The organism is Aurantimonas sp. 22II-16-19i (assembly GCF_002088275.1).
Taxonomy (GTDB): domain Bacteria; phylum Pseudomonadota; class Alphaproteobacteria; order Rhizobiales; family Rhizobiaceae; genus Jiella.
In genome coordinates, this window is record NZ_AQQS01000002.1 from 67,417 (window position 1) to 88,329 (window position 20,913).

Annotated in this window: 21 protein-coding genes and 1 pseudogene; 15 read left to right on the forward strand and 7 right to left on the reverse strand. The window is 68.3% G+C overall.

Going from position 1 to position 20,913, the window contains the following annotated elements; all coding sequences use genetic code 11:
- The first annotated feature begins 59 nt into the window (after positions 1-59).
- Entirely contained in the window at positions 60-887 is an 828-nt protein-coding gene (locus ATO4_RS02900; RefSeq protein ID WP_083589918.1) for a phosphogluconate dehydrogenase C-terminal domain-containing protein, read from the forward strand.
- 89 nt (positions 888-976) lie between these two features.
- Here the strand turns inward: ATO4_RS02900 and ATO4_RS28615 are convergent, their stop codons facing one another.
- The 6 genes and pseudogenes from ATO4_RS28615 to ATO4_RS02925 form a co-directional block, all read right to left on the reverse strand.
- Positions 977-1,402: an NAD-binding protein gene (locus tag ATO4_RS28615; RefSeq protein WP_280940477.1), complete on the reverse strand. Its 426-nt coding sequence runs from the start codon at positions 1,400-1,402 to the stop codon at positions 977-979.
- Positions 1,379-1,864: pseudogene (locus ATO4_RS28620) on the reverse strand (NAD(P)-binding domain-containing protein); the annotation flags it as partial. The gene ATO4_RS28615 and the pseudogene ATO4_RS28620, both read right to left, overlap by 24 nt.
- A gap of 16 nt (positions 1,865-1,880) precedes the next feature.
- Positions 1,881-2,984, reverse strand: a complete 1,104-nt coding sequence (locus tag ATO4_RS02910; RefSeq protein ID WP_083589920.1) for an isocitrate/isopropylmalate dehydrogenase family protein — start codon at positions 2,982-2,984, stop codon at positions 1,881-1,883.
- Between the two features lie 65 nt (positions 2,985-3,049).
- Positions 3,050-4,318, reverse strand: a complete 1,269-nt coding sequence (locus ATO4_RS02915) for a TRAP transporter large permease (protein ID WP_083589921.1) — start codon at positions 4,316-4,318, stop codon at positions 3,050-3,052.
- Positions 4,315-4,809, reverse strand: a complete 495-nt coding sequence (locus ATO4_RS02920; protein ID WP_083589922.1) for a TRAP transporter small permease — start codon at positions 4,807-4,809, stop codon at positions 4,315-4,317. The genes ATO4_RS02915 and ATO4_RS02920 overlap by 4 nt, the downstream gene beginning before the upstream one ends.
- An 87-nt stretch (positions 4,810-4,896) precedes the next feature.
- The gene (locus ATO4_RS02925; RefSeq protein WP_083589923.1) at positions 4,897-5,874 is read right to left on the reverse strand and encodes a TRAP transporter substrate-binding protein; all 978 of its coding nucleotides are present in this window, start codon (positions 5,872-5,874) and stop codon (positions 4,897-4,899) included.
- Between the two features lie 146 nt (positions 5,875-6,020).
- Here ATO4_RS02925 and ATO4_RS02930 point away from each other — a divergent pair, with 146 nt between their 5' ends.
- Positions 6,021-6,743, forward strand: coding sequence for a GntR family transcriptional regulator (locus ATO4_RS02930; protein ID WP_083589924.1), 723 nt, complete (start codon positions 6,021-6,023; stop codon positions 6,741-6,743).
- Between the two features lie 83 nt (positions 6,744-6,826).
- Positions 6,827-8,287: an aldehyde dehydrogenase family protein gene (locus ATO4_RS02935; RefSeq protein WP_083589925.1), complete on the forward strand. Its 1,461-nt coding sequence runs from the start codon at positions 6,827-6,829 to the stop codon at positions 8,285-8,287.
- 60 nt (positions 8,288-8,347) lie between these two features.
- Here the strand turns inward: ATO4_RS02935 and ATO4_RS02940 are convergent, their stop codons facing one another.
- Positions 8,348-9,043, reverse strand: a complete 696-nt coding sequence (locus tag ATO4_RS02940) for a pentapeptide repeat-containing protein (RefSeq protein ID WP_083589926.1) — start codon at positions 9,041-9,043, stop codon at positions 8,348-8,350.
- 463 nt (positions 9,044-9,506) lie between these two features.
- Between ATO4_RS02940 and ATO4_RS02945 the strand changes: the two genes are divergently transcribed.
- The 12 genes from ATO4_RS02945 to ATO4_RS03000 all read left to right on the forward strand — a co-directional run bounded on the left by ATO4_RS02945 (position 9,507) and on the right by ATO4_RS03000 (position 20,889).
- Positions 9,507-10,115, forward strand: coding sequence for a 50S ribosomal protein L21 (locus ATO4_RS02945; RefSeq protein ID WP_083589927.1), 609 nt, complete (start codon positions 9,507-9,509; stop codon positions 10,113-10,115).
- A 75-nt stretch (positions 10,116-10,190) separates the two neighbouring features.
- Positions 10,191-10,460 carry a 50S ribosomal protein L27 gene (rpmA, locus tag ATO4_RS02950; protein WP_083589928.1) on the forward strand — a complete coding sequence of 90 codons (270 nt, stop codon included), beginning with the start codon at positions 10,191-10,193 and terminating at the stop codon, positions 10,458-10,460.
- A 130-nt stretch (positions 10,461-10,590) separates the two neighbouring features.
- Entirely contained in the window at positions 10,591-11,178 is a 588-nt protein-coding gene (locus ATO4_RS02955; RefSeq protein WP_245308534.1) for a GNAT family N-acetyltransferase, read from the forward strand.
- A gap of 20 nt (positions 11,179-11,198) precedes the next feature.
- Positions 11,199-11,828, forward strand: coding sequence for a DUF3833 family protein (locus ATO4_RS02960; RefSeq protein WP_176222838.1), 630 nt, complete (start codon positions 11,199-11,201; stop codon positions 11,826-11,828).
- Positions 11,829-11,941: 113 nt separating this feature from the next.
- Positions 11,942-13,006 (forward strand): GTPase ObgE, encoded by a 1,065-nt coding sequence (obgE, locus tag ATO4_RS02965; protein WP_083589930.1) that lies wholly within the window; start codon positions 11,942-11,944, stop codon positions 13,004-13,006.
- Complete coding sequence (gene proB / locus ATO4_RS02970; RefSeq protein ID WP_083589931.1) at positions 13,006-14,211, forward strand: glutamate 5-kinase; 1,206 nt, start codon at positions 13,006-13,008, stop codon at positions 14,209-14,211. The genes obgE and proB overlap by 1 nt, the downstream gene beginning before the upstream one ends.
- 13 nt (positions 14,212-14,224) lie before the next feature.
- Positions 14,225-15,511 carry a glutamate-5-semialdehyde dehydrogenase gene (locus ATO4_RS02975; protein WP_083589932.1) on the forward strand — a complete coding sequence of 429 codons (1,287 nt, stop codon included), beginning with the start codon at positions 14,225-14,227 and terminating at the stop codon, positions 15,509-15,511.
- 95 nt (positions 15,512-15,606) lie between these two features.
- Positions 15,607-16,200, forward strand: a complete 594-nt coding sequence (locus tag ATO4_RS02980; RefSeq protein WP_083590168.1) for a nicotinate-nucleotide adenylyltransferase — start codon at positions 15,607-15,609, stop codon at positions 16,198-16,200.
- Positions 16,201-16,350: 150 nt separating this feature from the next.
- Positions 16,351-16,701, forward strand: a complete 351-nt coding sequence (gene rsfS, locus ATO4_RS02985; RefSeq protein WP_245308560.1) for a ribosome silencing factor — start codon at positions 16,351-16,353, stop codon at positions 16,699-16,701.
- Between the two features lie 52 nt (positions 16,702-16,753).
- The gene (rlmH, locus tag ATO4_RS02990; protein WP_083589934.1) at positions 16,754-17,236 is read left to right on the forward strand and encodes a 23S rRNA (pseudouridine(1915)-N(3))-methyltransferase RlmH; all 483 of its coding nucleotides are present in this window, start codon (positions 16,754-16,756) and stop codon (positions 17,234-17,236) included.
- Between the two features lie 463 nt (positions 17,237-17,699).
- Positions 17,700-19,523, forward strand: a complete 1,824-nt coding sequence (locus ATO4_RS02995; protein WP_083589935.1) for a peptidoglycan DD-metalloendopeptidase family protein — start codon at positions 17,700-17,702, stop codon at positions 19,521-19,523.
- Positions 19,513-20,889 carry a S41 family peptidase gene (locus ATO4_RS03000; RefSeq protein WP_083589936.1) on the forward strand — a complete coding sequence of 459 codons (1,377 nt, stop codon included), beginning with the start codon at positions 19,513-19,515 and terminating at the stop codon, positions 20,887-20,889. The genes ATO4_RS02995 and ATO4_RS03000 overlap by 11 nt, the downstream gene beginning before the upstream one ends.
- Positions 20,890-20,913 lie beyond the last annotated feature (24 nt).

Sequence of the window (20,913 nt, forward strand, 5' to 3'; positions counted from 1 at the left end):
GATTATTATCTCATCATACCAGTTGACGAAAGGCTCTTCGAAGAGCGGGAGATGAAGACATGACGACTGTTGCGCTGTTCGGCGCCGGTGGCAAAATGGGCGTGCGGCTGTCGCGCAACCTGGCGAAGACGGATTTTTCGGTCCGCCATGTGGAGCCGAGCGAGCAGGGCCAGGCCCGGCTGAAGGACGCGATCGGGGCCGACTGCATCGATGCCGACGTCGCGATCGACGGGGCCGAGGTGGTGATCCTGGCGATCCCGGACACGGTGATCGGCAAGGTCGCGGCGGCGGTCGTGCCGAAGCTCGCGCCCGGAACCATCGTCGTGGTGCTCGATGCGGCGGCGCCCTTTGCCGGCCATCTGCCGGAGCGGGCCGACATCACCTATTTCGTCACCCATCCCTGCCATCCGCCGATCTTCAACGACGAGGCGACGCCGGAGGGTCGGGCCGATCATTTCGGCGGCGTCGCGGCGCAGCAGGGCGTCGTCAGCGCGCTGATGCAGGGACCGGACGAGCACTACGAGATCGGCGACAGGGTGGCCCGCGCCATCTACGCCCCGGTCGCCCGGACGTATCGCGTCACCGTCGAGCAGATGGCTCTGCTCGAGCCCGGCCTGTCGGAGACGGTGTGCGCCTCGCTTCTCGTCGTCATGCGCGAGGCGATGGACGAGGTGGTCAGGCGCGGCGTGCCGAAGGACGCCGCCCGCGACTTCCTGCTCGGCCACATGAACATTCTCGGCGCGGTGATCTTCGACGAGGTCGAGGGCGTCTTCTCCGACGCCTGCAACAAGGCGATCGAATTCGGCAAGCCGATGCTGATGCGCGACGACTGGAAGCGGGTGTTCGAGCCCGAGGAGATCGCCGCCAGCATCAAGCGGATCACCTGAGAGACGGCGAGGGGAGGGCGGCACCGTGCCGCCCTGCCTCCGGTTCGACCCTTCGTCGAGCCCGGCATTCGCGCCGACATGGGGTGCGCTCACGACTTGGCGCGAAACGCCTTCGCCGCTTCCGGCACCATGGCCTGGCCGAAGTCGTTCTCGTTCAGCCAATCGAGCGCCGCGAGCACGCCCCTCGCGACGTCGCGGCGGGTCCCGGTCTCCTCGGCGAGGGTGTTGTAGTATCCGAGGTCCTTGCGCGCATTGGCGTTGGTGAAGCGCATCTGCGCGGTCTCGCCGGCGAGCAGGAATGGCGCGAGGCGCTCCAGCGCCGCACCGCTGCCGCCGCCCCGGCGCAGGCAGTCGACGAAGACGCCGGCATCGATGCCGTTCTCGGCCGCGCAGGCCGCCGCCTCGCTCATCAGCGTCACCGTGCCGAGCGAGACGTAGTTGTGGAGGAGCTTCAGCGTCTGCCCGGCGCCGACCGGCCCGGCATGGAACCGGTTCTCCGAGAAGGCTGTAAACAACGGCGTCAGCGCCGCGACGGTGTCGCTGTCGCCGCCGATCAAGAGGTTGAGCCGGCCTTCCTCGGCCTCCTTCGGCGTGCGGGTCATGGCGGCGTCGACGAAGGCGCAGCCTTTTTCCGCGACCTGTGCCGCCACGCGCTGGGTGACGCTCGGAATGCCGGTGGAGCAGTCGACCACCGTCATGCCGGGCCGCAGCTGCGGGATCAGCCCGTTCGCCCCTGAGAGAATGGCCTCGATCTCCGCCGCGCCGGTGACGCAGAGGAGGAGGATGTCGCTTTCGGCCACGAGTTCCACCGCGCCGTCGAAGCGCCGGGCGCCGGCGGCGTCGAGATCGTCGGTCGGCTGGTTGCCGGGATGGTGGAGATAGGCCAGCGGCCATCCCTTCGCGGCGATGTTGCGGGCGATGCCGTGCCCCATCATGCCGACGCCGATCATGCCGATGCGCTGCTTGTCCATGTCTGTCGTCCTCGTCTCGAAATCAGGCGCCGAGCGCCCGCAGGATCGCCGTCGTCATCTCGCTGCAGCGGGCCGAGCCGCCGAGATCGGCCGGCACGTGCTCGCCCGCCGCGAGCACCCGTTCCACCGCCGTCTCCACCCGGCCGGCGGCTTCGTCGAGCGCCATGTCGCCATGCTTGTCGGCCAGCCAGCGCAGCATCATCGCGCCCGACAGGATCGTCGCGACGGGGCTGGCGACGTCCTGCCCGGCGATGTCGGGCGCGGAGCCGTGAGCGCCCTGGAACAGACCGTGGCTGTCGCCGATCTCGCCCGATGGCGAGATGCCCATGCCGCCGACGGTCGCCGCGCCGAGGTCGGAGATGATGTCGCCGAACATGTTCTCCGCGACGATGACGTCGTAGAAGTCCGGCCGCTTCAGGAGGTGGACGGTGATCGCGTCGGCATAGGCATAGTCGATGTCGATATCGGGAAACTCGCCATGGACGTCGTCGCAGACCGCTCGGAAGAAGGCATAGCTGCGCAGGATGTTGGCCTTGTCGCAGACGGTCAGCCGGCGCCTGCCGTCGCGGGGCGCGCCGTTCCGCTTGCGCGACAGCGCGAAGGCGAAGCGGGCGACGCGGCTCGTGCCCTTGCGGGTGATGACGAGGCTGTCGGAGGCATATTCGCCGCGCAAAAGCACCCCGGCGCCGCGGCTGGCATAGAGCCCCTCGGTGTTCTCGCGCACGATGACATAGTCGATGCCGCCGCCCTCGAAGGCGCGCAGCGGCGAGGTGACGCCCTTCAAAAGCTTGATCGGCCGGACATTGGCGTAGAGGTCCAGCGTAAAGCGCAGCCTCAGATGCAGGTCGTTGCCGACCTCGGTGCCGTCCGGATAGACGACGCCCGGCAGCCCCGCCGCCCCGTGCAGGATCGCGTCCATCTCGCGGCAGGCGGCCATGGTCTCGTCCGGCAGGACGTCGCCGGTGGCGCGGTAGTGCCCGGCGCCGCCGTTCAGCATGGCGAAATCGAGCGTGTCCTCGCCGCAGGCCGCCTTCAGGACGGCGAGCGCCGCCTTTGTCACCTCTGGGCCGATGCCGTCGCCCTCGATGGTGGCGATGCGGTAGGGGCCGGCAGCCGGTCGTGTCATCCGGTTGTTCCTTCCTTGGAGAGTCACTGGACCTTCGAGATCCGTTTGCACCGCGTCTTCGCCCGCTACCCGCCGATCAGGAACAGCGAGATCTGCGGCACGTAGGTGATCAGCAGCAGCGCCAGGAAGACCGTCCCGACGGGCAGGAGCAGCGACTTGAACATGCTCTGGACCGGGATCTTCGCGACCGCGGCTGCGGCGAAGAGGTTCACCCCGAGCGGCGGCGTGATCATCCCCAGCGCTAGGTTGACGATGACGACGATGCCGAAATGCACCGGATCGACGCCGTAGCTGATGGCGATCGGCGTCAGGATCGGCGCCAGCACCAGGATCGCCGCCGAGGTCTCGACGAACATGCCGACGAGCAGCAAGAGGATGTTGACGAAGAGCAGGAAGGAGACCGACGAGGAGAAGCTCGCCTCGGCCCATTCGCCGATCACCGTCGGCAGGCCGGAAAGGCTGACGAGGAAGGAGAACAGCCCGGCCGTTCCGATGATCAGCATGATCGCGCCGGTGGAGACCGCCGCCGAGCGGAAGATCGCTGGGAGGTCGGAGATCGTCATTTCGCGATAGACGAAGAGCCCGACGAGGAGGGCGTAGACGGCCGCGACCGCCGCGGCTTCGGTCGGTGTGAAGATGCCGCCATAGATGCCGCCGAGGATGATGACCGGCAGCATCAGCGCCCAGAACGCGTCGACGAGGCTCTTCAGGAAATCGACACGGCCATCGCCGTCCTGCTTGCCGATGCCCTTCACGCGGCACCAGATCTGGGTCAGCAGCACCAGCGCGCCGGCGACCAGCAGGCCCGGGCCGATGCCGGCGACGAAGAGCTTCGTCACCGAGGTTTCGGTGGAAACGCCGTAGATGATCATCGGCACCGAGGGGGGAATGATGACGCCGAGTTCGGCCGAACTCGCCTGGATCGTCGCGGCCATCGGCAGCGGGTAGCCGTGGCGGGCCATCGCCGGCACCAGGATCGCGCCGATGGCGAAGGTGGTGGCGACCGAGGAGCCGGAGATCGCCGCGAAGATCATGCAGGTGAGGACGCAGGTCGAGGCGAGGCCGCCCTGGACGCCGCCGACCATCGACTTGGCGAAATCGACGAGCCGGCGCGAAACCCCGCCCTGGGTCATCAGGTTGCCGGCGAGGATGAAGAAGGGGATCGCCAGGAGCGGGAAGGAATCGAGGCTGGTGAAGATCTTCTGCGGCACGACGAGGAGCGGCAGCGGCGAGAAGAAGGTGACGCCGAAGACGGCGGCGAGCCCGATGGCGACGGCGACCGGCACCGACAGCGTGAAGAGGACGAGAAGCGCTGTGACGAGGGCGGCGTTCATTCGAAAATATCCTCGCGCGGCGTCTCGATGGGGCGGATGAATTCGAGGATCGCGCCCGGCATCGCCAGGACGGCGCCGACAGGAAGCGCGGCATAGAACCAGGAGATCGGGACGTTCAGCATCGCCACCTGCTGGGTGGAGACGCGGATCGCCATCATCGTGCCGAACCAGGCGATGATCGCGAGGAAGGTCAGGATCAGGCAGAGGACGATGAAGGAGACCACCCGCTGCATCCTGTCGGGCAGGACCGATCGGACGAATTCGAGCGGGATCATCGCGCTGAGGCGGAAGCCGGCGCCCGCCACCAGGAACACCATCCAGATGACGATGCCGCGGGCCAACACCTCGGACCAGGCGGCGGCGTCGTGCAGCACGAAGCGCGTGACCACCTGCCAGAAGACCAGGCACATGGCGAGCGCCATCAGCAGCGCGGCGAGATTGTGGGTGAGGGTGGTCAGCCGTTCGCCGGCCGAGATCAGGAAGTTGCGCACGAGACGTGTCCCTTGGGCCGAGGCTTGAGCCGCCGCGGGCCGGCCTTGCGACGGCCAACCCGCGGAGGGGGAGCGTTGGAGCGGGCGCTATTCCTGCGCGGCGCGGATGCGCTCGATCATCTCCTTGCCGTACTGGCCGGCATATTTCTCGTAGGTGGGCTGGACGGCATCCTGGAACGCCTTCTTGTCGACGTCGGTCACGACGTCCATGCCGTTCTCGCGCATCGTCTCGACGCCGTTCGCCTCGTTCTCGGCGACGACCTTGCGGGTCGCCTCGACGCCCGCCTTGGCGGCTTCCTTCATCCAGCCCTTTTCCTCTTCGGAGAGCTGGTCCCAATGGATCTTCGACATGGTGATGACCGCCGGCGAATAGACGTGGCCGGTCAGCGTCACGAATCTCTGCATGTCCCACATGTTGTTGGAGACGATGATCGGGATCGGGTTTTCCTGCGCGTCGATGGTGCCCTGCTGCAGCGAGGTCAGGACCTCGGTCCAGCTCATCGGCGTCGGCGAGGCACCCATCTCCTGAAAGGCGTCGATGTGGACCTGGTTCTCCATGGTCCGGATCTTCAGGCCGGCGAGATCGGCCGGCGTTTTGATCGGGTGCTTGGAGTTGGTGATGTGGCGGAAGCCGTTCTCCGACCAGGCGAGGCCGATCATGCCCTTGTCTTCGAACTTCGCCAGGAGCTCGTCGCCGATCTCCCCGTCGAGGATCTTGTGGGCGCTGTCGTAGTCCTTGAACAGGAACGGGAAGTCGAGGGCGTAGATCTCCGGCACGAAGGAGCCGACCGGACCGGTCGAGGTCAGCGCCAGCTCGATCGTGCCGATCTGCTCGCCTTCCAGGAGCTCACGCTCGCCGCCGAGCGAGCCGCCGGACTTCAGGTTGATGGTGATCTCGCCGTTGGAGAGTTCGTTCATCTTTGCGGCGAAGGCCTTGGCGCCCTGGCCGTAGTGGCCGTCGGCGGGGGTCACGAAGGCGAAGTTCATGTCCTTCGCCTCGGCCAGCGTGGCGACGAAGGCGCTCGAAGCCATCAGGGCTCCGACGAGAAGTGGTCTGAACGACATGGTTGGTTCCTCCCGAAAATTCAGCAGCTTGTATCTCGGACCTCTCCAGCGTCCCTGCCCGGACGCTGCCCGCTCGGATGGTTTACAGCCGATATCCGATACGATATTTTGTACTGGTATGACGACCACCGGTCAAGGATGTCCTCGTGACGGATTGGATCCAGCATTCCAGGGAGCGCCCGCGTGACGGCGGGGCGGTGACCGCGGACGACATCGTCCAGCGGCCGTCTTTGGGCGACGAGGTCTATCAGCGGCTGTTCTCCGATTTCCTGTCCCTGAAGATCCCGCCGGGGGAGCGGCTGTCGGTGGATGCGCTGGCGCGGCGCTTCGGCGTGTCGCAGACGCCGATCCGGGCGGCGCTGATCCGGCTGGAGGCCGAGGGTCTCGTCGTCAAGAAGCACTATTCGGGCTACAGCGTCGCGCCGATCCCGAGTTCGCGGCGCTTTGCCGACATCATCGAGGCGCGTCTCCTGCTCGAACCGGCAAGCGCCGCCCACGCGGCCCGCCGCGCCTCGACCGCCGAGCGCGCCGAGATCGCCGAACTTGCCGCGGAGATGCATGAGCTGGCGGCCGGCGACCTTGCCGAGCATACCGCCAGGCTGGTGCTGCTCGACAGCCGATTTCACTCCGCGATCGCCCGGGCCTGCGGCAACGCGGCCATCACCGACGCGCTCGACCGGCTGCTCACCCAGATGCACATCTTCCGCCTGCGCTACCACGCCGACGTCGCCCGCGCGGTGATCGACGAGCACCTCTTGATTCTCGCCGCCATCGAGGGCCGGGACGCCGGGGCCGCCGAGGCGCGGATGCGCGCGCATGTCGACCGGGCCCGCGAGCGCATCGAGCCGTTCGTGCGGAGCGGCCAGTGACACGACTTCTCCCCGCGGGACCGCCAGGGGCTCTGCCTGCTTCCTGCGGGAACCATCCGTCTGACAATCGAGGAACTTGCGACATGACCATCCAGGACGGCCTGTGGTTCGACCCGGCGAAACTCTTCATCGGCGGCGGCTGGCGCGCCGGCGGCGGCGGCGAGACGATCCCGGTCGAGAACCCCTCGACCGGCGAGGTGATCGCCGCCATCGCGCGGGGCACGGCCGAGGACGTCGATGCCGCCGTCGCGGCGGCGCAGGCGGCCCTCGACGGCGCATGGGGCGCGATGACCGCCACCGAGCGCGGCCGCATCCTGATGCGGCTTGCCGGACTGGTGATCGAACGCGCCGAGACCCTCGCGCAGCTGGAATCGGCCGATGTCGGCAAGCCGCTCGTCCAGGCCCGCAACGATGCGATCGCCCTGGCGCGCTACTTCGAGTTCTACGGCGGCTCGGCCGACAAGATCACCGGCGAGACGATCCCTTACCAGAGCGGCTCGACGGTGCTGACGCTGCGCGAGCCGCATGGCGTCACCGCCCATGTCATCCCCTGGAACTACCCGATGCAGATCCTCGGGCGCTCGGTGGGCGCGGCGCTCGCCATGGGCAATGCCTGCGTCCTGAAGCCTGCCGAGGACGCCTCCCTGAGTGCCCTCGCGGTCGCGGCGCTGGCGGTGGAGGCGGGGCTGCCGGCGGGCGCCCTCAACATCGTCACCGGCTATGGCCACGACGTCGGCGCAGCGCTGTCCGGCCATGCCTGCGTCCATCACGTCTCCTTCACCGGCTCGGTTGGGACCGGCAGGCGTATCCAGATCGCGGCGGCGGAGAACGTCGTTCCGGTGACGCTGGAGCTTGGCGGCAAGTCGCCGCACATCGTGTTCGACGACGTCGATCTCGAGGCGGCGTTGCCGACCCTCGTCGGCGCCTGCATGCAGGCCGCCGGCCAGACCTGCTCGGCCGCCTCCCGCGTCCTCGTCCAGCGCGGCATCTACGACGAGGTCAAGCGCCGCATGGCGGAGGTCTACAACGGCCTGAAGGTCGGGCCGGCCTCGGGCAACCACGATCTCGGACCGCTGGTTTCGGCGAGGCAGAAGGCCATCGTGTCCCGCTACATCGCCCGCGGCAGAGAGGACCTCACCGTCGCCGGCGAGGGCACGATCCTGCCGGATGCGCCCGAAGCCGGCCATTACGTCGCGCCGGTGCTGTTCGCCGACGTGCCGCCGGAGCACCCGCTCGCCCAGGAGGAGATCTTCGGCCCGGTCCAGGTGCTGATCCCCTTCGACGACGAGGCCGATGCCATCCGCATCGCCAACGGCACCGACTACGGCCTCGTCGCCGGCGTCTGGACGGAGAACGGCGCCCGCCAGATGCGGCTTGCCAGGAAGCTCGACGTCGGCCAGGTCTTCGTCAACAACTATGGCGCGGGCGGCGGGGTGGAGCTTCCCTTCGGCGGCGTCGGCAAGTCCGGCCATGGCCGCGAGAAGGGATTCGAGGCGCTCTACGGCTTCTCGCGGCTGAAGACGATCTCGATCAGGCACGGCTGAAGTCGCAGGTGCCCATCGCGGTGGCGACCGAGCGTCGCCATCGTCACGATGCGGCGGCGCTCACTCCTGCGCGCAGGGCCATTTTTCCGGGCGCGACAGGCCCTGCGGCAGCTTCGTCTCGGCGTTGCCGCAGGCGATGTCGATCTGGGTCTGGGCGAGGCCGGTGGCCGCCGACAGGTCGGCGCCCTCGATGCGCGTCAGGAACAGATAGGCGTTGCTGAAGTCGAGGGGGCCGGCGATGTCGGCGCGGGAAAAGTCGGCCCGGGCGAGGTTGGCGAAGACGAAGCTGTTGCCGCCGAGCCGGGCGCCGTCGAAGCTGGCCCGTCCGAGCTCGGCCTTCTCGAAATCGGCATTCGAGAGCGTTGCCCCGGCAAAATTCGCCCGCTGAAGTTCGGCGCTCTGGAACGACGCCTTTTCGGCCGACATGGCGGAGAAGTTCGTCCTGTAGCCTTCCACCTTGGAGAAGTCGGCGGCATCGGCATTGGCGCCGGCGAGGGAGGCGCGCACCAGCTTGGCCTCCGAGAAGTTCGCCGATGTCAGCGTGGAGTCCGAGAGGTCGGTCAGCCCGAAATCCGCATGGCTGAGATTGGCTTCGGCGAGGTTCGCGCCGCCGAGCATGAGGTTCTGGCGGTTGCAGTCGCTCCAGTCGATCGACGGCCGCGGCTGGTAGGTACAGTCGGCGGCGCTGGCCGGAACTGGCGCCAGGGCCGAGAAGACGCCGACGCCGACGGCGACGGCTGCGAGGGGCGCTGCCATGAAGGGACCTGCCGCGAGGCGGACGCCTCGCCGCCACGTGGGCGAGGGCCGCCCCGGGGCCGGGGCCGCGGCGTCGCCCGATGCACATGCCGGCCCCTCCGGTCGCTGCGCCTTGCTGCGGGTCGGCCGATGGTCGATCGTCATGGGGATGGGCGCTCCGGGCGGGATCGGTCCGATGGCAAATGTGGAAAGCCGGGTGATTCGGCAATCCCCATCCGGCTCGAGGGTGCCGCTCTGCCGGCGCGGGGTGCCTCGCGCATCGATCGCGCGAAGGCGCTTTCGGGCGCCTCGGGCCTCGAAATGGCCCGTCGGCGCCTTGACCGTCGGGAAATCTGTCACTATAGCAACGCCATTCTTGGGGCAGGCCCGTCCGTGCCCTTTTTCGCCTATTTCGCAACCGACTGAACAAGAAGACGGCCCGCGCCCTCGCGGCACGAGAGCTGGTCTGACGAACGGAGAAAAAATGTTCGCAGTCATCAAGACCGGTGGCAAGCAGTATCGCGTCGCCCCCGAAGACAAGTTCACCATCGAGCGCATCCCCGGCGAGGCCGGTGATCTGGTGACGCTCAACGAGGTGCTGATGGTCGGCTCCACGATCGGCGCGCCGTTCGTTTCCGGCGCCAGCGTCTCCGTGGAGATCGTCGAGCAGACCCGCGGCAAGAAGGTCATCTCCTTCAAGAAGCGTCGCCGGCAGAACTCCAAGCGCACCCGCGGCCATCGCCAGGACCTGACGATGATCCGCATCGCCGAGATCCTGACCGACGGCAAGGCACCGTCCGCCAAGTCCGACGTCGCTGCCAAGCCGCAGAACGACGACGCGGCCGAGGTCGTCGTCGAGACGCCCGAGACGCCGATGTTCACGGCACCCGAGGGCGACAACGACAAGCTGACCAAGATCAAGGGCATCGGCCCGGTCGCGGAGAAGCAGCTGAACGCGCAGGGCATCACCACCTTCGCGCAGATCGCCGCCTTCACCGACGAGGACATCGAGCGGATCGATGCTGGCATGCCTTTCAGCGCCGCGCAGATCAGCGATTGGCGCGAGCAGGCCAAGGCGCTCGCCGCCGAGTAAGGCACGGGTCGCATACGCAATTCATCGGGACCTCTTCGGATGGTCCGCTGCCTGAGCAGGCAAGGAGATTGAACGATGGCACATAAGAAAGCAGGCGGTTCCTCGCGCAACGGTCGCGATTCGGAATCCAAGCGCCTCGGCGTGAAGAAGTTCGGCGGCGAAGCCGTCATCGCGGGCAACATCCTCGTGCGTCAGCGCGGCACGCGCTGGCACCCGGGCGCCAATGTGGGCCTTGGCAAGGATCATACCCTTTTCGCCAAGTCGGAAGGCGTCGTCGCCTTCCAGAAGAAGGCCAATGGCCGAACCTACGTCGCGATTATGCCGAAAGCAGAAGCCGCCGAATGACCGGAGCTTCTCAGCGCCGGCGTTCCAACGACCCGGCGCTCAAGAAGCCAGAAGGCATCGCCTGACGGATCGAGCGAAAGGGGAGATGGATCGCCGTCTCCCCTTTTCGCTTGTGAGGAAGGACGATTCGATGACCGAAGAGATGACGGAAAGGCCGAGATCGCCGACGGGCGCGCCTCGCGCCGTCGTCACCCCGAGGCTGAGGCTTCGGCCGCCCGTGCCGCAGGATGCCGAGGCGATCGCGGCGCTCCTCGACGACTACGACGTGGTCAAGATGCTGTCCCGGGTCCCCTGGCCCTACGGCGTCGAGGATGCCGAGAGCTTCATCCGCGATCACGGCGAGGAGACGGTCTTCGTCATCTGCCTGAAGGCGACCGGCGACATCGTCGGCATCTGCGGCGTCCATCCCGACGCCAGGCGCTCCGACCGGGGCGAGCTCGGCTACTGGATCGGCCGGCCGTTCTGGGGCAACGGCTACGCCACCGAGGCGGCCCATGCGGCCATCGACTACGGCTTCACCGCCCTCGGGCTCGGCGAGATCAGGGTCAACTGCCGGGTGATCAACGAGGCCTCGCGCCGGGTGATCTGGAAGTGCGGCTTCCGCTTCATCGGCTCGGGCATGATCGATACGGTCGCCGCCGGACGCGTCGCCTCGGAGCATTTCAGCCTCGACCGCAACTGCTGGCAGTCGCTGAAGTCCTGGGGCGAGGCGCGATGATCGAGCGGGCGCCGGGAGCCGTGGGACGACTGGCCCGGAGCTCGGCGGCGTGCCGCGGCCGGCGCCGGCCGGCTCGCCATCTGGCGCGCCTGGCGCTCGCGGTGGTGCTGCTCCTTGCGCCTGTCGTCGGTCTGGCAAGCCCCGTCGTCGATGACGCACGTCCGGCGGCGGGCTCGCGGCCTGCGGCGGACGCGGCGCTGGCGCTCGACGCCTTCTTCGACGGCCAGGCGACGTCGCAGGGCACGATCACCACGCTGCTGGTCTTTCGGGAGCCGTTCACTGCGCGGTTCTCGGGCAGGGTTGCGGGCAACCGGCTGAAACTGGACGAACGGTTCCGTTTCGAGGACGGGAAACGCCTGCAGCGCTGGGACCTGACGCGGTCGCGGGACGGGCGCTATCGCGGTACCGTGACGACGGAACTCGGCGACGGCACGATGGCGCCACCGGCGTCCGTCGTCGGCTGGACCTTTGCAGGCGGCGTCGTCCTTGCCTATGACGGGTATGCGCCGGGCGGCGGGCGGACGCTGCTCGGATTTCGCCATGTCATGCGGACGATCGCGCCGGGAACGGTGCGAAACCGGGTGACGATCTCGAAATTCGGGGTGGCGATCGCTTCATCCGACGTCATCTTCCGGCGTGCCGGGCGATGACCGGATCGCGATCATGATCGATATGGGGCCGTGCCGGGCCGGGTGCCGGGCGTGACCTCGAACGAAACGAAGCGGGCGCAGACCGTCCGCGACGGACCGAAGACGGTAGAACGATGAAGTTTCTCGACCAGGCGAAAGTCTATGTGCGCTCCGGCGATGGCGGTGCGGGCTCCGTCTCGTTCCGGCGGGAGAAGTTCATCGAGTTCGGCGGCCCGGACGGCGGCGACGGCGGGCGCGGCGGCGACGTCTGGATCGAGACCGTCGCCGGCCTCAACACGCTGATCGACTATCGCTACCAGCAGCATTTCAAGGCCAAGACCGGCACCCACGGCATGGGCCGCAACCGCAACGGTGCCCGGGGCGCCGACGTGGTCCTGAAGGTTCCGGCCGGAACCCAGGTCTTCGCCGAGGACAACGAGACGCTCATCTGCGACCTGACGACGATCGGCGAGAAGCACAAGATCGCCGCGGGCGGCAATGGCGGCTTCGGCAACGCCTATTTCAAGTCGTCGGTGAACCAGGCGCCGCGCCATGCCAATCCCGGCCTGCCCGGCGAGGAGCTGACGATCTGGCTGCGGCTGAAACTGATTGCCGACGCCGGCCTCGTCGGCCTGCCGAATGCCGGCAAGTCGACCTTCCTCGCCTCGGTGACACGGGCACGGCCGAAGATCGCCGACTATCCCTTCACGACGCTGCATCCCGGCCTTGGCGTCGCCAAGGTCGACGACGCCGAATTCGTCATCGCCGACATTCCCGGCCTGATCGAGGGCGCCCATGAGGGCGTCGGCATCGGCGACCGGTTCCTCGGCCATGTGGAGCGGACCTCGATCCTCCTCCACCTCGTCTCGGCCATGGAGGAGGACGTCGGCAAGGCGTACCGGACCGTGCGCCGCGAGCTCGAGGCCTATGGCCACGGCATCGCCGAGAAGCCCGAGATCGTCGCCCTGTCGCAGATCGACACGCTGGCCGGTGAGGCGAGAGCCGAAAAGATGGCCGAGCTGCGAGAGGCCGCAGAGGTCGAGCCGCTGGCGCTGTCGGCGGTGAGCGGCGAAGGGATGATCGAGGCCCTGCGCCGCATGCGGGCGGAGATCGTCGGCCTCAACGGACCGGGCGACGACGAGGGCGAGGACCGCGAGAGCGTCGGCCGGGCTGGAGATCTTGCCGAGGGCGGTGCGTGATGGCCAATCTCCTCGACGGCCACCGCCGCATCGTCGTCAAGATCGGCTCCTCGCTGCTCGTCGACCGCGAGCGGGGCATGAAGCGAACCTGGCTGGAATCGCTGGGCGAAGACATTGCCCGGCTGGCCTCGGAGGGGAGGCAGGTGCTGGTCGTCTCTTCCGGCGCCATCGCCATGGGGCGCAAGCTCCTGAAGATGCCGCGGGGCGGCCTGCGGCTGGAGGAGAACCAGGCGGCGGCGGCCGTCGGCCAGATCGCTTTGTCGCGAACCTATTCGGAGATCCTCGGCCGGCACGGCCTCGAGACCGGCCAGGTCCTGCTCACCATCGGTGACACGGAGGAACGCCGGCGCTACCTCAACGCCCGGGCGACGCTGTCGACGCTGCTCGACATGGGCGCCGTGCCGGTGATCAACGAGAACGATACGGTCGCGACCAGCGAGATCCGCTACGGCGACAACGACCGGCTGGCGGCCCGCGTCGCCACCATGGTCGAGGCCGACCTCCTGATCCTCCTCTCCGACATCGACGGGCTCTATACGGCGCCGCCGCTGGAGGATCCGACGGCAACCCATATCCCCCTCGTCGAGCACATCACGCCGGAGATCGAGGCGATGGCGGGGGCGGCCGGCTCGGAGCTGTCGCGCGGCGGCATGAAGACCAAGATCGACGCCGGGCGGATCGCGACGGATTCCGGCACGGCGATGATCATCACCGCCGGGCAGCGGCTCTACCCCCTGTCTGCCATCGAGCGCGGCGAGCGGGCGACGATGTTCCTCGCCTCCGGCACACCGCGCAGCGCCCGCAAGCGCTGGATCGCCGGCCATCTCCAGATGAACGGGGCGCTGGTCGTCGACGAGGGCGCGGTGGCCGCGCTGACCTCCGGCAAGAGCCTTCTGGCCGCCGGCGTCGTCTCTGTGCATGGCGCCTTCTCGCGCGGCGATCCCGTCCTGATCACCCGGCCGGACGGCTCGGAAGTGGCCCGCGGCATCGTCGCCTATGACGCGGGGGACGCGGCCAAGATCGCCGGCCTCCGCAGCTCGGCGGTGAGCGAGGCGCTCGGCTACGAGGCGCGCGCCGCCATGGTCCATCGCGACGACCTGGTGCTCGGTCATGTGACCGAGAGCATCGCGGCGGAGGTCGCCAGCCTGATCGCCGAGGACGAAGAGGCCGAGCGGGCCCGCAGTGGCGCGGTCGGGGCAGAATGAAGGGAGACGTCTGATGCTCGACAGGGCCGATACGGGCGCCGATGGGATCGGCGCGATGATGGATGCGATCGGCCGGCGCGCCCGCGCCGCCGCCCGCCAACTGGCGCTGGCGCCGCGCGCCCGCAAGGACGCGGCGCTGCAGGCCATGGCCGACGCCTTGAACGCTGCGATCCCGGCGATCCTCGAGGCGAATGGCGAGGATCTCGTCAGGGCGCAGGAGAGCGGCGCCAACGCCGCCTTCGTCGACCGCCTGACGCTGAACCCGGCCCGCATCGTCGCGATGTCGGAGGGACTTCGCGCCATCGCCGAGCTGGCCGATCCGGTCGGCCAGACGATCGCCGCCTGGGAGCGGCCGAACGGCTTGCGGATCGAGCGGGTGCGCACGCCCCTCGGTGTCATCGGGGTCATCTACGAGAGCCGGCCGAACGTGACGGCCGACGCCGGCGCGCTGTGCCTCAAGGCCGGCAATGCGGTGATCCTGCGCGGCGGATCGGATTCGGCCCATTCCTCCCGGGCGATCCATGCGGCCCTCGTCGCAGGCCTGACAGCCGCGGGGCTTCCCGAGGACGCGATCCAGATGGTGCCGACCACCGACAGGGCGGCGGTCGGCGAGATGCTGAAGGGGCTGTCGGGCAATCTCGACGTCATCGTGCCGCGCGGCGGGAAGTCGCTGGTCGCCCGCGTCCAGGACGAGGCGCGGGTGCCGGTCTTTGCCCATCTGGAAGGCATCTGCCACGTCTATGTCGATCGCTCGGCCGATCTCGCGATGGCCGTCGCGGTGACGGTCAATTCGAAGATGCGGCGCACCGGCATCTGCGGATCCGCCGAAACCCTCCTCGTCGACCGGGCGGTCGCGGCGACTCACCTTGCGCCGATTCTCCAGGCGCTCGCGGGCAAGGGCTGCGAGATCCGGGCGACGGAAGAGGTGCGAGCGCTGTTCCCGGCGGCCTTGCTGGCGGACGAAACCGACTTTTCCACCGAATATCTCGACGCGATCATCTCCGTTGCGCTCGTCGACGGGGTGGAGGGCGCAATCTCCCACGTCGAGCGCTATTCCTCCCATCACACCGAGGCGATTCTCGCCGAGGACGCGGCGGCGGTGGAGGCCTTCATGAACGGCATCGATTCGGCGATCCTCCTGCACAACGCCTCGACCCAGTTCGCCGATGGCGGCGAGTTCGGCATGGGCGGGGAAATCGGCATCGCCACCGGCAAGATGCATGCGCGCGGTCCGGTCGGCGTCGAGCAGCTGACGAGCTTCAACTACCGCGTTCGCGGCAGCGGCCAGACGCGGCCTTGAGCGAACCGGAGGGGATGAGCCGGGAGGGGACGGGCCCCGCCACGCTGCCGGGCGCCGGACCGTTCGACGCGGCGGCGGCGGGGCCGGTGCTGTCGATGCCGCCGGGCAACGGACAGATGACCGTCGGCCTGTTCGGCGGCTCGTTCAATCCGCCCCACGACGGCCATCGCCTCGTCGCCGAGACGGCGCTCCGCCGCCTCGGCCTGACCCGGGTCTGGTGGATCGTCACGCCGGGCAATCCGCTCAAGGACCACGGTGTCCTGCGACCGCTGGACGAGCGGATCGCGATGGTGCGCGACTTCGCCTCGCCGGCGCGGGCGGACGTCACCGCCTTCGAGGCCAGCTACAAGGTGCGCTTCACCGCCGACACGCTGGCGCTGGTCCGGCGGCGGCGGCCGAACATGAAGATCGTCTGGGTGATGGGGGCAGACTCCATGGTGACGTTCCACCGCTGGCAGGAGTGGCAGTGGATCGCCGAGAACGTGCCGATCGCCGTGGTCGACCGGCCGGAAAAGACCTTCGCGGCGCTCGCCTCGCCTTTCGCGCGGCGCTACGATTTCGCCCGGATTCCCCAGGAACGGGCAAGGATCCTGCCCTACCGTCAGGCGCCGGCCTGGACGTTTCTCTTCGGGCCGCGCAACGCGGCCTCCTCGACGCAACTTCGCAGTGCCGCGGCAGAGACGTCTTGAAACGGACACGGAACACTGCCTACATTACTCGTGCAGGCGTTATCAGGACGCCCGCAGGTTGACCCGTGGAAAGGGAAAACGACACTGAGACAAGCGGCTCAAGCGAAGGGAGTCTTCGAGACGTCTCCTTCTGAAGCGCCTGCGACCGAGATCTCGGCCGGCGGGACCGCAATCGACCTCGTGACCCAGAGTCTGGAAGACTCCAAGGGCGAGGACATCGTCTCCATCGATCTGAGCGGGAAGTCGGCGCTGGCCGACTTCATGGTGGTCGTCTCCGGACGCTCCAACCGCCATGTCACCGCCATCGCGGACCACCTGCTGCGCCATCTCAAGGAGCATGGCCTCGGCAACGCGAAGGTCGAGGGTCTCCAGAACGGCGACTGGGTGCTGATCGATGCGGGCGACATCATCGTCCACATCTTCCGCCCGGAAATCCGCAGCTTCTACAACATCGAGAAGATGTGGACCGTCGGCGACACCGGAGACGCGACGATCCACTGATCGCGCGACGCACCAACGGGCGCATGGAAGGCCCTTTTCAGGAGGGCGGCTGATGCGTCTTTCGATCGCTGCCATCGGGCGGATGAAACAGGGTCCGGACAAGGCGCTGGTCGAGCGGTATCTCGGCCGGCTGACCTCCGTCGGTGGCCAGGTCGGCCTCGACTATCGCGGCCTCAAGGAAACGGTCGAATCGCGGCTCCAGACCGTCGCCGAACGGCGCAGGGAGGAGGCGGCGAAGCTGACCGCCGGCCTCGATGAGGACTGCGTGCGCGTCGTCTTCGACGAGCGCGGCAAGAGCCTGTCCTCGGCCGATTTCGCGGCGCTGCTCGCCGGCCTGCGGGACGATGGCCGGCGCGAGGTGTGCTTCTTCCTCGGCGGCCCGGACGGCCACGATCCCGACCTCGCCGCCTCGGCCGACCGGCTTCTGTCCTTCGGCAAGATGACGTTCCCCCATCAGATCGCCCGCCTGATGCTGGCCGAGCAGCTCTACCGGGCCGTGACGATCCTCTCCGGCCACCCCTATCATCGCGCCTGACCCTGGCATGGCGGCGGCATTCCGGCGGTCGGGCAGGGCGGTTCGGGCAATGGGACATGGCGCTGCGGCTCGACATCCCGGCATCCCGCCTTCGATGCGTCGCAGATGAACGCGCCCGAGATGCGAGCTGGCATTTTCCGGATCGAAATACGGGCGCCGAGGCGCTGGCGGGGCAGAGGTTTGCGGCCGTCAACTCAGCGTGATTTTCGCGCTGTCGCCCTGCGACCACAGGCCTGAACCGTCAAACCGTGGTATCGTCTCCTTTCGATCATCCGGCGCCTCGACTGCGGCCGCGTATGCGACGGCTGGCGCCATGTGGCGAGCCGGGCAGGCATGGTTGATCGATTGTTAACGGCTCGATTCTATCGTCGGCGATGCGAGGACAGGACGAAGCGGCTTGAACAGACGACGGATCAGCGGCGGTGGCGAACGATGCCTCGCGGAGCGCCGGAGCGGGGGCCGCTTGGCCGCCTTGCTGGTCGGCTCGATCCTGACGTCTGTGCTCGTCGCGTCGTCGATGCCGGCCGCGACGGCGGCGCCGGGTGAGACGGACCCGACCGAAGTGGCCGCGATCTCGCGTGCCTCGGGACTGACCGAAGCTTCCCTCGCTGCATCGGCCGGCGACATCGAGGCGCGGCGCCGGAAGACGGCGTCCGAACTTGCCGAGCTGTCCTCCCGCATCGAGCTGTCCGAGGCGACCATCCGCTCCCTCGACGACGAGATCGTCTCGATCGCCGCCGACCGCAACAAGCTGACTGCCGCCTTGAAGAGCGCGACCGAGGCCCAACGCAGGATCAGCGGCGATCTGGCCGGCACCGAGGCGCGGCTGACGGCTCTCGGTGCCGAGGAAGACGCGATCAAGGCCTCGCTCGCCGCGCGCCGCGACCTCCTGGCGGAGGTGCTGGCGGCGCTCGAGCGGATGGGCCGCAAGCCGCCGCCGGCGCTGCTGGTTCGCCCCCACGACGCGCTCGGCGCGGTGCGCAGCGCCATCCTCCTCGGGGCGGTGGTGCCGACCATGCGCCAGGAAGCCGCCACACTGGTCGCGGATCTGCAGCGGCTTTCGACGGTGAAGGCGTCGATCGTGACGGAGAAGGACCGGTTCACCGCCCAGATGCGGAACCATCGGGAGGAAGAGGCGCGGCTGGAGAGGCTGTTCGCCGAGAAGCAGCGGATCGAGACGGCCAATCGCGCGCGCCGCGAGGCCGAGAGCGCGCGCGCCGCCGAACTCGCTCGCAAGGCCGACGATCTGAAGGGGCTGATCGCCTCCCTGCAGGCGGAAGCCGACGCGGCCAGGCAGCGCGAGACGGCGGAGCGCGAGGAGAAGGCGCGCCAGCTCGCCGCAGCCGAGGCGCTCGCGGCCAAGGACAGGCGCGAGGCGACGGCGGCGCGGGAAGAGATGGCCCTCGCACGATCGCGCGAGGACGACGATGCCGGAAAGGTGCGCACCGCCGATGGCCAGACCGGCCGCCTGACCGCATCCCAGGAGGCAGACGGCGACGGAGCGACGGCCGGCAGCGGGAACGACACCGCGGCGGGAACCGGCACGGGCCCAGGCCCAGGCCCAGGCTCTGGCGAAGACCCAGGCTCTGGCGAGGACCGGGACATCGCGGCGAGCGATGCGGACGAGACGCCGCCCCGCGACGTCGCTGCGGCGCAGAGCGACCCGTCGCGGGACGCGGCAGCGGCGGATGACGCGGACGGCGACGCTGCGGCGCTCACCGGCACGGCCCCCGGCGACGACACCCGCGTCGCCGCGCTCGAGGATCGGCAGCCGGAGAAGCCGGCCTACGATATCGCGGCGCTGCGGAACAACACGGCGTTATTGGAGCCCGCCGCCGCATTTTCGACACTCAAGGCTCGTTTGTCGAAGCCTGTGCTCGGGAGGCAGATCATTGGATTCGGCGAGAAGGACGACATCGGCAGACCCTCGAATGGCGTGTCCTTCGCCGCGCGAGCCGGCGATGTCGTCATTGCGCCTTCCGACGGAAGGGTGCTCTATGCCGGTCCGTTCCGCTCCTATGGACAACTCTTGATCCTCGATGCCGGCGATGGCTATCATATCGTCCTGGCCGGCATGGATCGTATCGACGTTGCGAGTGGCCAGTTCGTTTCGGCAGGGGAGCCGGTCGCGCTGATGGGTGCGCGGCGGCTGGCAAGTGTTCAGGTGGCGGAGTTCGGTGCGGCCGAGCCCGCGCTCTACGTCGAATTTCGAAATGACGGGAAACCGGTCGATCCGACCCCCTGGTGGACGGAAGAACCCTCTGGAAGGACGAGGAATGATTCGTAAGCTTTCGATACTCTTCGCCGGCGTGCTGATGGGAGCCACGGCGATGACCGTGGTCAGCCAGAGCCCGGGCGTCGCCAACGCCGCCGGCTCCGATACCTATCGCCAGCTTGCGATCTTCGGCGACGTCTTCGAGCGCGTGCGGGCCCAGTATGTCGATCAGCCCGACGACCAGAAGCTGGTCGAGACGGCGATCAACGGCATGCTGACCTCGCTCGATCCGCATTCGAGCTACATGAACGCCAAGGAAGCCGCCGAGATGCGGACCGAGACCCGCGGCCAGTTCGGCGGGCTCGGCATCGAGGTGACGATGCAGGACGAACTCGTCAAGGTGGTCTCGCCCTTCGAGGGCACGCCCGCCGACAAGGCCGGCGTCCTCGCCGGCGACCTGATCGCCGAGATCAACGGCGAGCAGGTTCGCGGCCTGACCCTCGGCGAGGCCGTCGACAAGATGAAGGGCGACATCGGCTCCAAGGTGACGCTGACGATCGTTCGCGAAGGCGCCACCAAGCCGGTGCGTCTGACACTGACTCGGGCCGAGATCAAGGTTCCGTCGGTGCGTCATTCGGTCGAGGGCGACGTCGGCTACATCAAGCTGCTGAAATTCAACGAGCAGACCACGGTCGGCCTCGAGGACGCCATTGCCGACATCAAGGAGAAGGTCGGCGAGGACAAGCTGAAGGGCTACGTCCTCGACCTGCGCCGCAATCCCGGCGGACTGCTCGACGAGGCGGTGTCGGTCTCCGACGCCTTCCTCAACAGCGGCGAGATCGTCTCGACCCGCGGCCGCAACGCCGACGAGACGCGGCGCTACAACGCCCGCTCGGGCGACGACATCGACGGCAAGCCGCTGGTCGTCCTCGTCAATGGCGGATCGGCCTCGGCGTCGGAGATCGTCGCCGGCGCCCTGCAGGACCAGCGCCGGGCGACCATCGTCGGCACGCGCTCCTTCGGCAAGGGATCGGTGCAGACCATCATCCCGCTCGGCCAGAACGGTGCGCTCCGCCTGACGACGGCGCTCTATTACACGCCGTCCGGCAGCTCGATCCAGGGCCGCGGCATCAATCCGGACATCACCGTCGAGCAGCCGCTGCCGAAGGAGATCCGCGAGCAGATGGGCCTCGACGCAGAGGACGAGCTGGTGCGGGGCGAGTCGTCCCTGCGCGGCCATATTCCGGGCACCGAGGAGACCGACGAGGGCTCCGGCTCGCTCGACTATGTGCCGCCGGAGAAGAAGGACGACCTGCAGATGCAGTATGCGATCGATCTTCTCGACGGCAAGAAGACCAATGCGATGTTCCCGCCCAAGCGCGAAGCGAATGCCAGCTCGCAGACCGGCACCGAGGAAGGCGCCAGCGCCAAGAACTGAGGCGCCGGGGCGGCGCAATCCGCC

Excerpts from the sequence above, each read along its gene's own strand:
- ATO4_RS02935 (WP_083589925.1), top strand. The coding sequence starts at position 6,827 with ATGACCATCCAGGACGGCCTGTGGTTCGACCCGGCGAAACTCTTCATC.
- proB (WP_083589931.1), top strand. The coding sequence starts at position 13,006 with ATGGCCAATCTCCTCGACGGCCACCGCCGCATCGTCGTCAAGATCGGC.
- ATO4_RS02980 (WP_083590168.1), top strand. The coding sequence starts at position 15,607 with ATGCCGCCGGGCAACGGACAGATGACCGTCGGCCTGTTCGGCGGCTCG.
- ATO4_RS03000 (WP_083589936.1), top strand. The coding sequence starts at position 19,513 with ATGATTCGTAAGCTTTCGATACTCTTCGCCGGCGTGCTGATGGGAGCC.
- obgE (WP_083589930.1), top strand. The coding sequence starts at position 11,942 with ATGAAGTTTCTCGACCAGGCGAAAGTCTATGTGCGCTCCGGCGATGGC.
- ATO4_RS02945 (WP_083589927.1), top strand. The coding sequence starts at position 9,507 with ATGTTCGCAGTCATCAAGACCGGTGGCAAGCAGTATCGCGTCGCCCCC.
- ATO4_RS02940 (WP_083589926.1), bottom strand. The coding sequence starts at position 9,043 with ATGGCAGCGCCCCTCGCAGCCGTCGCCGTCGGCGTCGGCGTCTTCTCG.
- ATO4_RS02915 (WP_083589921.1), bottom strand. The coding sequence starts at position 4,318 with ATGAACGCCGCCCTCGTCACAGCGCTTCTCGTCCTCTTCACGCTGTCG.
- ATO4_RS02925 (WP_083589923.1), bottom strand. The coding sequence starts at position 5,874 with ATGTCGTTCAGACCACTTCTCGTCGGAGCCCTGATGGCTTCGAGCGCC.
- rlmH (WP_083589934.1), top strand. The coding sequence starts at position 16,754 with ATGCGTCTTTCGATCGCTGCCATCGGGCGGATGAAACAGGGTCCGGAC.
- rpmA (WP_083589928.1), top strand. The coding sequence starts at position 10,191 with ATGGCACATAAGAAAGCAGGCGGTTCCTCGCGCAACGGTCGCGATTCG.
- ATO4_RS02955 (WP_245308534.1), top strand. The coding sequence starts at position 10,591 with ATGACCGAAGAGATGACGGAAAGGCCGAGATCGCCGACGGGCGCGCCT.
- ATO4_RS02910 (WP_083589920.1), bottom strand. The coding sequence starts at position 2,984 with ATGACACGACCGGCTGCCGGCCCCTACCGCATCGCCACCATCGAGGGC.
- ATO4_RS02975 (WP_083589932.1), top strand. The coding sequence starts at position 14,225 with ATGCTCGACAGGGCCGATACGGGCGCCGATGGGATCGGCGCGATGATG.
- ATO4_RS02900 (WP_083589918.1), top strand. The coding sequence starts at position 60 with ATGACGACTGTTGCGCTGTTCGGCGCCGGTGGCAAAATGGGCGTGCGG.